Here is a 12,656-nt window from a genome sequence, read left to right on the forward strand (position 1 = left end):
ACCGAACAGGCCCGCTCATGGACGCCACAAGCTATCCGAAATGGGCACAACAGCTCATTACCGATTGCAGCGAGAGCAAGCGCCGGGTTGTCGAACACGAGCTGTATCAACGCATGCGCGATAACAAGCTCAGTGCCAAGACCATGCGCCACTACCTTATTGGTGGTTGGCCGGTCGTTGAACAGTTCGCCTTATACATGGCACAGAACCTCACCAAGACACGCTTTGCCCGCCATCCCGGCGAGGACATGGCGCGTCGCTGGCTGATGCGCAACATTCGTGTCGAACTCAACCATGCCGATTACTGGGTCAACTGGAGCGCCGCCCATGGCGTGACCCTGGAAGATCTGCAAGCGCAGCAAGTGCCACCCGAACTCCATGCGCTGAGCCACTGGTGCTGGCATACGAGTTCTTCTGACTCGCTGATCGTGGCCATCGCCGCGACCAACTATGCCATCGAGGGGGCAACCGGGGAGTGGTCGGCACTGGTGTGTTCCAGTGGTATCTACGCGGCGGCTTTCGCCGAGGAAGACCGCAAGCGAGCCATGAAGTGGCTGAAGATGCACGCCCAGTACGATGATGCCCATCCCTGGGAAGCCCTGGAAATCATCTGCACCCTGGCGGGCATGAACCCGAGCAAGGCCTTGCAGATCGAACTGCGCCAGGCTGTCTGCAAGAGCTACGACTACATGTACCTCTTCCTGGAGCGCTGCATGCAACTGGAGCAATCGGAATCGGTGGGGAAAACCTCATCGACCCGTGAGCGCCTGGCGTTGGCCGGGAGCTGATACCCGATAGCCAACCCAGGTGGGAGCGAGCGTGCTCGCGAAGGGGTCAGGACAGTCAACGGGGAGGTTGATTGCCTGATCGCCATCGCGAGCAGGCTCGCTCCCACATTTTTCGACGGTGTTCACAGAATCTGTCATTGCTGGTTTTCAACCCGCCATCGCCAGCCGGTTGCGGCCCTCGCGCTTGGCCACGTACAACGCGTTGTCGGCCCTGCGCAGCAGGCTTTCGACTGACTCACCCGGCAGCAACGTCGCGCAACCCAGGCTCACCGTCAGTTCGATCCGCGTACCTGCGGCAAAATAATCCTGCGCCTGGGCGGCATGACGCAGTCGTTCTCCGACCAAGGCCGCGGCGTCCCGGCTGGTGTTCGAGAGCAGAATCAGGAATTCTTCGCCGCCGAACCTGAACACCATGTCCACATTGCGCAGCTGATTCTTGATGGCCTCGGCTACGCCCTTCAACACCTCATCGCCGATACCGTGCCCATGACTGTCGTTGACGCGCTTGAAATGATCAATGTCCAGCATCAACAGTGACAGCGGTTGCAAATGACGCTTGGCCATATCAATTTCACGGATCAGCGTCTGGTCCATGGCGATGCGGTTGCCGGTGCCGGTCAGTGGGTCACGCAGGGCACTTTGGGTCGCGGCGCGGTAGAGCAGAGCATTGCGCAACGGAAACAGCAGCGTTGACAACACAGACTCAAGATCGGCTTGTTCGGTCTCGGTGAAGCGCTGGTTGCGGCGAAACACCAGCTCGCCCAAATACTCGCTTTCATGGCTGAGGTTGTAGGTGAGGGTGTGATGTCCGCGTTGCCCCAGCTCCAGGCGCAGATCGCTGGGGCTGTGGCGGTAGATCAGCGCGTCCAGCGGCACCAGCCGCTGAACCTCACGAAAAAACAGCCCCAGGATCCGTTGCGGCTCCAGGCTGGTCTGCAATTGCTGGCTCAGCTGCTGACGCAACTGCGAAAGATTGACAGAGCGTGCCACCAGCGGTGACGGCTGGCCAAAGCCCAGGCGCTGCAGTTTGGCGCTGTCGAAATCAATCGCGTTGATCTGGGTTGGCGTTTTCATATGGCGTGAGCCCCTAAGCAAATCTGTCCTGACAGGTTGGGTGAGGCGGCTTTGGGCGGCGCGTCGTACTGGTCCTTCAGTCCCGTAGGACATCTGATTTGAGTTTAGTCCGCTTTACCTGGCAGGCATAAGTCTCATCTCAACATCCATTACCCGCCGAACATGGCGTGTTTGAGGATCTTTAGAGCGAAAGTCGTGCCATTCGGTTCAGTAGAATAAAAACCGATTGTAAATCAATGTATTGACTACAAACGGCGAGCGCGTCGTCGGCATGGGGCGACATGGACTTGGCGGTTCGCCTGGCTACGTATCGGGCGCAGGGACGTCGCGACGGTAAACCGACGCGACGCGAAGGTGAACAATTATTGGGCGTTGAACGCCTGACCGTTGACGCCTGTGCTATCCGGCCCCATGAGGTACAGGTAGACCGGCATGATTTCTTCAGGCGTAGGGTTGTTGAGCGGGTTTTCCCCCGGATAGGCCTGGGCGCGCATGCTGGTGCGGGTGGCGCCGGGGTTGATGCTGTTGGCGCGCATGGGTGCGACGGTCTCGACTTCGTCGGCCAGGGTTTGCATCAGCCCCTCGGTGGCAAACTTGGAGACACCATAAGCCCCCCAGTAAGCCCGTCCCTTACGCCCGACGCTGCTGGAGGTGAACACCACGGACGCGTCCTTGGACAGCTTGAGCAGCGGCAGCAAGGTGCTGGTGAGCATGAACATGGCGTTGACGTTCACCTGCATCACCCGCATGAAGTTCTCGCCGGACAACTGCTCCAGCGGCGTACGCGGGCCGATGATCGAGGCGTTGTGCAGCAGGCCGTCCAGATGGCCGAATTCGGTTTCAATCATCGCCGCCAGTTCATCGTACTGATGGGGCAGGGCGGTTTCGAGGTTGAACGGGATTACCACCGGCTGTGGATGCCCGGCCGCTTCGATTTCATCGTAGACCTGGGTCAGGTTGGCTTCGGTCTTGCCCAGCAGCAATACAGTAGCGCCGTGGGCGGCATAGGTCTTGGCGGCTGCGGCGCCGATGCCGCGACCAGCGCCGGTGACCAGGATGACCCGGCCATTGAGCAGGTCGGGGCGGGCGGAATACTCAAACATAAAAAAACCTCACGAAACAGAACAAATGCGTGGTGATGCGCACGTGTGGCGAAGGGATTGATCTGTGGCGAGGGGATTTATCCCCGCTGGGCTGCGAAGCAGCCCCAAGTTTTTGCAGCTTGGCCTGATGCTGTAGGAGGCGCTTCGCGCCTCAGCGGGGATAAATCCCCTCGCCACAAAAGCATCGACAACAGTGAGTACGGTCAGCTCAGCAACTGCACAGCGCGTTATCCAGCACTTCACGCAGCGCCGAGGGGTGATCGATCACCACATCTGCGCCCCAATGGTTCGGGTTGTCGTCCGGGTGAATGTAGCCGTAGGTCACCGCGCAGGTCCTGGTGCCGGCGCTGCGGCCAGACTCGATGTCCCGCAGGTCGTCGCCCACGAACAATACGCTGGCCGGATCCAGGTCGAGCATCTTGCACGCCAGGGTCAGCGGTTCGGGGTCCGGCTTGCTGTTCTTTACATGGTCGGGGCAGATCAGCACTTTCGAGCGTTCGGCCAGGCCTAGCTGCTGCATGATCGGCTCGGCAAAGCGCACTGGTTTGTTGGTGACCACCCCCCAGATCAGGTTGGCGGCCTCAATGTCGGCCAGCACCTGGGCCATGCCGTCAAACAGGTGGCTGTGCACCGCGCAGCCCTTGAGGTAGCGGTCGAGGAATTCCTGGCGCAGTTCCTCGAAACCCGGCGACTCCGGGTCCATGGAGAAGGTCACCGCGACCATCGCCCGGGCGCCGCCGGAAATTTCGTCGCGAATATGCTGCGTGTTCATCGGTGGCAGGCCACGGTCGGCACGCATGGCCTGGCAGATGGCGATGAAGTCCGGCGCGGTGTCGAGCAGCGTGCCGTCCATGTCGAAGAGAACCGCTTTGAGACGCATCGACTTACTCCTCGCGCAAGGTCTGGATCATGTAGTTGACATCAACGTCGGCGGCCAGCTTGTAGTGCTTGGTCAGCGGGTTGTACGTCAGGCCGATGATGTCCTTGACGGTCAGCCCGGCCATGCGGCTCCAGGCCCCCAGCTCCGAAGGCCGGATGAATTTCTTGAAGTCGTGAGTGCCACGTGGCAACAGCTTCATGATGTATTCGGCGCCGATGATGGCGAACAGGTAGGCCTTCGGATTGCGGTTGATGGTGGAGAAGAACACCTGGCCACCGGGCTTGACCATGCGAAAGCACGCGCGGATGACCGATGATGGATCCGGTACGTGTTCAAGCATTTCCAGGCAAGTGACCACATCGAACTGCTCGGGCATTTCCTCGGCCAGGGCTTCGGCGGTGGTCTGCCGGTATTCCACGCTGACGCCGGATTCCAGTTGATGCAGTTGCGCAACCGCCAGCGGTGCTTCGCCCATGTCGATGCCCATCACCGTCGCTCCGCGCTGGGCCATGGCTTCGCTGAGGATGCCGCCGCCGCAGCCGACATCGAGCACCTTCTTGCCAGCCAGGCTGACTCGCTCGTCAATCCAGTTGACCCGCAGCGGGTTGATATCGTGCAGCGGTTTGAATTCGCTTTCACGGTCCCACCAGCGATGGGCCAGGGCTTCGAATTTGGCGATTTCAGCGTGGTCGACGTTGCTCATGTGCAGATCCTCGAAAAACTTGAAAAATCGTAGGGCCCGAGCCGTGGCTCAAGGGGCCTGGTTATTCGTTGTGGCCGCTGATGCGACGACCCCATGCCTGTGCCGTGGCACTGAGCTGCGATTCGTCCAGGCGGGTCAGGCGGCCGTCCTCAAGCAAGGGCTTGCCGGCCACCCACAGATGTTTCACGCAGTCGCGACCGGTGGCGTAGATCAGTTGCGACACCGGGTCATAGACCGGCTGTTGGGCCAGTCCCGACAAGTCAAAGGCCACCAGGTCGGCGGCCTTGCCGACTTCCAGCGAGCCGACCGTCGCTTCGATGCCCAGCGCCCGGGCGCCATTGAGCGTGGCCATGCGCAACGCCCGGTGGGCGTCCAGGGCCGTGGCCGAACCGGCGACGGCCTTGGCCAGCAATGCGGCGGTACGCGTCTCGCCCAACAGGTCCAGATCGTTGTTGCTCGCCGCCCCGTCAGTGCCGACCGCGACATTGACCCCGGCCTGCCACAAGCGCTCCACCGGGCAGAACCCGCTGGCCAGCTTCATGTTCGATTCCGGGCAGTGGATCACGCTACAGTTGCTTTCTACCAGCAACGCCTGGTCTTCATCGCTGACCTGAGTCATGTGCACCGCCTGAAAGCGTGGCCCCAGCAGGCCCAGGCGCCCCAGCCGGGCCATGGGGCGCTCACCGGTGTTATCCACAGCCTGCTGTACTTCGAAGGCGGTTTCGTGAACATGCATATGAATGGCCGCGTCCAGTTCTTCGGCGATCACCCGGATTTTTTCCAGGTTCTCGTCGCCGACGGTGTAGGGCGCATGGGGGCCGAATGCCACTTTGATCCGTGGATGATGCTTGAGGTCGCCAAACAATTCGATGCCCTGACGAATGGCATCGTCGGCGCTGGCGGCACCGGGGATCGGAAAATCGAGGATCGGAATGGCGATTTGTGCGCGGATACCGCTGTTGTGCACACGCTCGCTGGCAACCTTGGGGTAGAAATACATGTCCGAGAAACACGTGATGCCGCCCTTGAGCTGCTCGGCGATCGCCAGGTCAGTGCCGTCGCGAACAAAATCTTCGTCGACCCATTTGCCCTCGGCCGGCCAGATGTGTTGTTCAAGCCAGGTCATCAAGGGCAGGTCGTCGGCCAGCCCGCGGAACAGGGTCATCGCCGCATGGCCGTGGGCGTTGATCAATCCGGGGCTCAGGAGCATGCCCGGCAGTTCGCGGACCTGGGCTGAGTCACACTTCAGGGCTTCTGCCCGTGGACCGATGAACACAATGCAGCCGTCGCGGATGCCCAGGCCATGATCCTTGAGCACGACACCGGCGGGTTCGACAGGCACCAACCAGGTCGGCAGCAGTAATAAGTCGAGCGCAACGGCAGGCTTGGGCATCGTGGAACGGTTCCATGGCGTATAAAGGATGGCGAAGTATACCCGAGCGTCTTCGCGGAGGGATCGCTATAATCGGCGGCTTTTGTTCATGAGTGCGGGGTGTGGGATGCGCGATCGACTGTTGGCTGCGGAGAAGGTGAAGGCCATCGATTGGCGTGATGGCGCCCTCTATCTGTTGGATCAGCGTATTTTGCCGTTCGAGGAAACCTGGATCGCCTATACCTCGGCGGCCGGCGTGGCCGAGGCCATTCGCTCGATGGTGGTGCGGGGCGCGCCGGCCATCGGCATCAGTGCGGCCTATGGCGTGGTGCTGGCAGCGCGGGCGCGGGTGGCCGAGGGCGGGGACTGGCAGGCGGCGCTGGAAGCTGATTTTGCCCTGCTGGCCAACTCGCGGCCGACAGCGGTGAACCTGTTTTGGGCGCTTGACCGGATGCGCGACCGGCTGGGGCGCTTGAAAGAGCATGCCGAACCGCTGGCTGCCCTTGAGGCCGAAGCCATCGCCATCCATGAAAGCGACCGCGAAGCCAACCTGACCATGGCTCAGTTGGGTGTCGACCTGATCCGCAAGCATCAGGGCAACGCCCAGGCCATCCTGACCCATTGCAATACCGGCGCCCTGGCCACCGGCGGCTTTGGCACGGCCCTTGGCGTGATCCGGGGGGCGTTCCTCGAGGGCATGGTCGAGCGCGTCTACGCCGACGAAACCCGTCCGTGGCTGCAAGGCTCGCGCCTCACCGCGTGGGAGTTGGCCAATGAAGGCATCCCGGTGACCCTCAATGCCGATTCCGCCGCCGCCCACATCATGAAGACCAAGGGCGTGACCTGGGTCATCGTCGGCGCCGACCGCATCACGGCCAATGGCGACGTGGCGAACAAGATCGGCACCTATCAACTGGCGGTCTGCGCCATGCACCATGGCGTGCGCTTCATGGTGGTGGCGCCGAGTTCGACCATCGACATGAACCTGGCCAGCGGCGAAGACATTCCGATTGAAGAGCGCGACGGGCGCGAACTGCTGGAGGTTGGCGGCAAGCGGGTCGGGGCGGAGGTGGATGCCTTCAACCCGGTGTTCGACGTCACCCCGGCGGACCTGATCGACGCCATTGTCACCGAGAAAGGCATCGTCGAGCGCCCGGATACGGCGAAGATGGCGCAGTTGATGTGTCGCAAGCGGTTGCACTGAAGGCTTTGAGTGGCGGGTCTGCCGCTATCGCGAGCGGGCTCGCTCCCACATTGGATCGGTGTTGTGGCCGGAATCTTCGGCATACACAGATCCCCCGTGGGAGCGAGCCCGCTCGCGATGAGGCCTTGAAAGTCAGCAAATGAGCCTGAATTGAACCTCAAATCTGCTTTCGGCAAGCCTCTAAGCCCCTCTCGTCCCATATCAGCCTGTCACCGGTCAACTAACTATGCTCCATGCGCATCAGGGGGATAGGTGCGTGGCGGCTCTTGTGATAACATCCGGCGGTTTCCAGGGCTGCCTCACGAGGTGGCCTTTACTGCGCAGATCCATGGCATAACTCGTTGATTTGTCGTAAGTCGCTGCATGGCACTTGTTCTGCAGCGGCGAGCTTCGTTCGTCCCATCTGGATGTGACGAGGTTTCACCAGAAAAAGGAATCAGGCTTCTCATGGGCGAACTGGCCAAAGAAATCCTCCCGGTCAATATCGAAGACGAGCTGAAACAGTCCTACCTCGACTACGCAATGAGCGTAATCGTCGGGCGGGCGCTGCCGGATGCGCGCGATGGCTTGAAGCCCGTGCACCGGCGCGTGCTGTTCGCGATGAGCGAGCTGGGCAACGACTTCAACAAGCCGTACAAGAAATCAGCCCGTGTCGTCGGTGACGTGATCGGTAAGTATCACCCCCACGGTGACACCGCCGTGTACGACACCATCGTCCGGATGGCCCAGCCATTCTCCCTGCGCTACTTGCTGGTAGACGGCCAGGGCAACTTTGGTTCCGTGGACGGCGACAACGCCGCGGCCATGCGATATACCGAAGTGCGCATGACCAAGCTGGCCCACGAACTGCTGGCCGACCTGCATAAGGAAACCGTGGACTGGGTGCCGAACTACGACGGCACCGAAATGATCCCGGCGGTCATGCCGACCCGTATCCCGAACCTGCTGGTCAACGGCTCCAGCGGTATCGCCGTGGGCATGGCGACTAACATCCCGCCGCACAACCTAGGTGAAGTCATCGACGGTTGCCTGGCCCTCATCGACAATCCCGAGCTGACGGTCGATGAGCTGATGCAGTACATCCCCGGTCCTGACTTCCCGACCGCTGCGATCATCAACGGTCGCGCCGGCATCATCGAAGCCTACCGCACCGGTCGCGGCCGCATTTACATGCGCGCCCGCTCGACCATCGAAGACATCGACAAGGTCGGTGGTCGCCAGCAGATCGTCATCACCGAACTCCCATACCAGCTGAACAAGGCCCGTCTGATCGAGAAGATCGCCGAGCTGGTGAAAGAGAAGAAGCTTGAAGGCATCACCGAGCTGCGGGACGAGTCCGACAAGGACGGCATGCGCGTCGTGATCGAACTGCGTCGCGGCGAAGTGCCCGAGGTGATCCTCAACAACCTCTATGCCCAGACCCAGCTGCAAGCGGTGTTCGGCATCAACATCGTGGCGCTGATCGACGGCCGTCCGCGGATCCTGAACCTCAAGGATCTGCTGGAAGCCTTCGTGCGTCACCGTCGCGAAGTGGTCACCCGCCGCACCGTGTTCGAGCTGCGCAAGGCCCGCGAGCGTGGTCATATCCTCGAAGGCCAGGCCGTTGCCCTGTCGAACATCGACCCGGTCATCGCCCTGATCAAGGCCTCGCCAACGCCGTCGGAAGCCAAGGAAGCGCTGATCAGCACGCCTTGGGAATCCACCGCAGTAGTGGCGATGGTCGAGCGTGCCGGCGCCGACTCGTGCCGTCCGGAAAATCTCGACCCGCAATACGGCCTGCGCGACGGCAAGTACTTCCTGTCCCCGGAACAGGCGCAAGCCATCCTGGAACTGCGTCTGCACCGCCTGACCGGCCTGGAACACGAGAAGCTGCTGGCTGAATACCAGGAAATCCTCAACCAGATCGGCGAGCTGATCCGCATCCTCAACAGCGCCACGCGCCTGATGGAAGTGATCCGGGAAGAATTGGAAGTGATCCGCGCCGAATACGGCGACGTGCGCCGCACCGAGATTCTCGATGCGCGCCTGGACCTGACCCTGGGTGACATGATCCCGGAAGAAGAGCGCGTGGTGACCATTTCCCACGGCGGCTACGCCAAGACCCAGCCGTTGGCCGCCTACCAGGCCCAGCGTCGCGGCGGCAAAGGCAAGTCGGCCACAGGCGTCAAGGACGAGGACTACATCGCTCACCTGCTGGTTGCCAACAGCCACACCACGCTGTTGCTGTTCTCCAGCAAGGGCAAGGTGTACTGGCTCAAGACCTACGAAATCCCCGAAGCGTCTCGTGCCGCCCGTGGTCGTCCGCTGGTCAACCTGCTGCCGCTCGATAGCGATGAGTACATCACTACCATGCTGCCAGTGGAGGAATACACCGAAGGTCACTACATCTTCATGGCCACCGCCAAGGGCACCGTGAAGAAGACTCCGCTGGAATCCTTCAGTCGTCAGCGCAGTGTCGGCCTGATCGCCCTGGAGCTGGACGAAGGTGACGTGCTGATTTCCGCTGCCATCACCGACGGTGAGCGTGAGGTCATGCTGTTCTCCGACGGCGGCAAGGTTACTCGTTTCAAGGAATCCGACGTTCGCGCCATGGGCCGTACCGCCCGCGGTGTGCGCGGCATGCGCCTGCCGGAAGGCCAGAAGCTGATTTCCATGCTGATCCCCGAAGAAGGCAGCCAGATCCTCACCGCTTCGGCGCGTGGTTATGGCAAGCGCACGGCCATCAGCGAATTCCCTGAGTACAAGCGTGGCGGCCAGGGCGTGATCGCCATGGTCAGCAACGACCGTAACGGTCGTCTGGTCGGCGCTGTCCAGGTGCTCGATGGCGAGGAGATCATGTTGATCTCCGACCAGGGCACCTTGGTGCGCACGCGGGTGGCCGAAGTGTCGAGCCTGGGTCGTAACACCCAGGGTGTGACGCTGATCAAGCTGGCCAGCGACGAAACGCTGGTCGGGCTTGAGCGCGTGCAGGAGCCATCGGAAGTCGAAGGCGAGGAGCTGGAAGGCGAGGAGGGCGTGGCGTTCGACGGCACTCTTGCTACCGACGTTGACGACATGACCGGCGACCAACCGCTCGACGCTGCTGCAGACGAAGAAGAACCGCAGGACTAAGCGGACATGCAGGGGGCGGATGAAGATTCGCCCCCTTGTTGTTTGTCCCGTTTGAAAATTTGCGACACTGCACATGACGCGCAACTGTGGGAGCGAGCCTGCTCGCGATGACGGACTGACATTCAACATGGATGCTGACTGTTACATCGCTATCGCGAGCAGGCTCGCTCCCACATTTGGGTCATGTGTTGATTGAAGATTGATGTGACCACCAGATCAGAGCGAGATTGGATGTGAGCAAGAGAGCCTATAACTTCTGTGCCGGCCCGGCGGCGCTTCCTGAAGCGGTCCTGAAGCGTGCCCAAGGTGAACTTCTCGACTGGCATGGCAAGGGCCTGTCCGTCATGGAAATGAGCCATCGCAGCGATGAGTTCGTGTCCATTGCCACCAAGGCCGAGCAGGACTTGCGTGATCTGCTGAACATCCCCTCCAACTACAAGGTGCTGTTCCTGCAGGGCGGCGCCAGCCAGCAGTTTGCCCAGATCCCGCTGAACCTGCTGCCCGAAAGCGGTAAGGCCGACTACATCGACACCGGGATCTGGTCGCAGAAAGCCATCGAAGAAGCCTCGCGCTACGGCCACGTCAATGTCGCGGCCACGGCCAAGCCCTACGACTATTTCGCCATTCCCGGCCAGAACGAGTGGAACCTGTCCAAGGATGCGGCCTACGTTCATTACGCGCCGAACGAAACCATCGGCGGCCTGGAATTCAACTGGATTCCGGAAACCGGCGACGTGCCATTGGTGGCTGACATGTCTTCGGACATCCTGTCGCGCCCTGTGGATATCTCCCGTTTCGGCATGATCTACGCCGGCGCCCAGAAGAACATCGGTCCCAGCGGCATCCTGGTCAGCATCATTCGCGAAGACCTGCTGGGACGCGCCCGTTCCTTGTGCCCGACCATGCTCAACTACAAGGTCGCCGCCGACAATGGCTCGATGTACAACACCCCGCCGACCCTGGCCTGGTACCTGTCCGGCCTGGTATTCGAGTGGCTGAAAGAACAGGGCGGTGTCGAGGCCATCGGCAAGCTCAACGAAGTGAAGCAGCGCACGCTCTATGACTTCATTGACGCCAGCGGCCTCTACAGCAACCCGATCAACAAGACCGATCGTTCGTGGATGAACGTACCGTTCCGCCTGGCCGACGATCGTCTCGATAAGCCGTTCCTGGCCGGTGCTGACGAGCGCGGGCTGCTGAACCTCAAGGGTCACCGTTCGGTCGGCGGCATGCGCGCTTCCATCTACAACGCCGTCGATATCAACGCGGTCAATGCGTTGATTTCCTACATGGCAGAGTTCGAGAAGGAACATGGTTGATGTCTGAGCAAGAACTCAAGGCGCTGCGCCTGCGCATCGATGCCCTGGACGAAAAGGTCCTGGAGCTGATCAGCGAGCGCGCGCGCTGCGCCCAGGAAGTGGCGCGGGTGAAAATGGCCTCCCTGGCCGAAGGCGAAGTGCCGGTGTTCTATCGCCCGGAGCGTGAAGCGCAGGTACTCAAGCGTGTCATGGAGCGCAACAAGGGGCCTCTGGGCAACGAAGAAATGGCGCGGTTGTTCCGCGAGATCATGTCTTCGTGCCTGGCCCTCGAGCAGCCTCTGAAAGTCGCTTACCTGGGCCCTGAAGGCACCTTCACCCAGGCGGCCGCCATGAAGCATTTCGGCCACGCCGTGATCAGCAAGCCGATGGCGGCCATCGACGAAGTCTTCCGTGAAGTGGCGGCGGGCGCGGTGAACTTCGGCGTGGTGCCGGTGGAAAACTCCACCGAAGGCGCGGTCAACCACACGCTGGACAGTTTCCTTGAGCACGACATGGTGATCTGCGGCGAAGTCGAGCTGCGCATCCACCATCACCTGCTGGTGGGGGAGAACACCAAGACCGACAGCATCAGCCGAATCTACTCCCACGCCCAGTCCCTGGCCCAGTGCCGCAAGTGGCTGGATGCCCATTACCCGAATGTCGAGCGCGTGGCGGTCTCCAGCAACGCCGAGGCGGCCAAGCGGGTCAAGGGTGAATGGAACTCGGCGGCGATTGCCGGCGACATGGCGGCCGGCCTCTACGGCCTGACCCGCCTGGCGGAAAAAATCGAGGATCGCCCGGACAACTCCACGCGATTCCTGATGATTGGCAGCCAGGAAGTGCCGCCGACCGGCGACGACAAGACGTCGATCATCGTCTCCATGAGCAACAAGCCCGGCGCGCTCCATGAGCTGCTGGTGCCGTTCCATGACAATGGCATCGATCTGACACGGATCGAGACCCGTCCGTCGCGCAGCGGTAAATGGACCTACGTGTTTTTCATCGATTTTGTCGGCCACCACCGCGATCCACTGGTAAAAGGTGTGCTGGAAAAAATCAGTCAGGAAGCAGTGGCACTCAAGGTGCTGGGTTCCTACCCCAAAGCAGTTCTTTAAGGGCGGAT

At 61.3% G+C, this 12,656-nt stretch carries 10 protein-coding genes; 5 read left to right on the plus strand and 5 right to left on the minus strand.

Translation table 11 applies throughout. The features are described from left to right. The first annotated feature begins 17 nt into the window (after positions 1 to 17). On the plus strand, positions 18 to 788 hold the full coding sequence (locus AC3I65_RS07595; RefSeq protein WP_370695177.1) for an iron-containing redox enzyme family protein: 771 nt from the start codon (positions 18 to 20) through the stop codon (positions 786 to 788). Between the two features lie 147 nt (positions 789 to 935). Here the strand turns inward: AC3I65_RS07595 and AC3I65_RS07600 are convergent, their stop codons facing one another. The 5 genes from AC3I65_RS07600 to AC3I65_RS07620 all read right to left on the minus strand — a co-directional run bounded on the left by AC3I65_RS07600 (position 936) and on the right by AC3I65_RS07620 (position 5,941). Continuing rightward, the gene (locus AC3I65_RS07600) at positions 936 to 1,862 is read right to left on the minus strand and encodes a GGDEF domain-containing protein (RefSeq protein WP_047226301.1); all 927 of its coding nucleotides are present in this window, start codon (positions 1,860 to 1,862) and stop codon (positions 936 to 938) included. A 362-nt stretch (positions 1,863 to 2,224) separates the two neighbouring features. Next, a complete protein-coding gene (locus AC3I65_RS07605; RefSeq protein ID WP_488523600.1) occupies positions 2,225 to 2,965 on the minus strand; it encodes a YciK family oxidoreductase in 741 nt (246 codons plus the stop codon). A 208-nt stretch (positions 2,966 to 3,173) separates the two neighbouring features. Continuing rightward, positions 3,174 to 3,845, minus strand: a complete 672-nt coding sequence (gene mupP, locus AC3I65_RS07610; protein ID WP_047226303.1) for an N-acetylmuramic acid 6-phosphate phosphatase MupP — start codon at positions 3,843 to 3,845, stop codon at positions 3,174 to 3,176. A gap of 4 nt (positions 3,846 to 3,849) precedes the next feature. Further along, positions 3,850 to 4,548 (minus strand): bifunctional 2-polyprenyl-6-hydroxyphenol methylase/3-demethylubiquinol 3-O-methyltransferase UbiG, encoded by a 699-nt coding sequence (gene ubiG, locus AC3I65_RS07615; protein ID WP_047226304.1) that lies wholly within the window; start codon positions 4,546 to 4,548, stop codon positions 3,850 to 3,852. Positions 4,549 to 4,609: 61 nt separating this feature from the next. Then, a complete protein-coding gene (locus tag AC3I65_RS07620) occupies positions 4,610 to 5,941 on the minus strand; it encodes a TRZ/ATZ family hydrolase (RefSeq protein WP_047226305.1) in 1,332 nt (443 codons plus the stop codon). 106 nt (positions 5,942 to 6,047) lie between these two features. Here AC3I65_RS07620 and mtnA point away from each other — a divergent pair, with 106 nt between their 5' ends. From mtnA to pheA, 4 genes are all read left to right on the plus strand, one after another. Further along, on the plus strand, positions 6,048 to 7,124 hold the full coding sequence (gene mtnA, locus AC3I65_RS07625; RefSeq protein WP_047226306.1) for an S-methyl-5-thioribose-1-phosphate isomerase: 1,077 nt from the start codon (positions 6,048 to 6,050) through the stop codon (positions 7,122 to 7,124). Positions 7,125 to 7,571: 447 nt separating this feature from the next. Beyond that, on the plus strand, positions 7,572 to 10,235 hold the full coding sequence (gene gyrA / locus AC3I65_RS07630) for a DNA gyrase subunit A (RefSeq protein WP_047226307.1): 2,664 nt from the start codon (positions 7,572 to 7,574) through the stop codon (positions 10,233 to 10,235). 233 nt (positions 10,236 to 10,468) lie between these two features. Continuing rightward, on the plus strand, positions 10,469 to 11,554 hold the full coding sequence (serC, locus tag AC3I65_RS07635) for a 3-phosphoserine/phosphohydroxythreonine transaminase (RefSeq protein ID WP_076385786.1): 1,086 nt from the start codon (positions 10,469 to 10,471) through the stop codon (positions 11,552 to 11,554). Further along, entirely contained in the window at positions 11,554 to 12,648 is a 1,095-nt protein-coding gene (gene pheA / locus AC3I65_RS07640) for a prephenate dehydratase (protein WP_003199233.1), read from the plus strand. Before serC ends, pheA begins: the two co-directional genes overlap by 1 nt. Positions 12,649 to 12,656: the final 8 nt, after the last annotated feature.

The sequence above is a fragment of the Pseudomonas sp. N-1-13 genome (genome assembly GCF_057787095.1).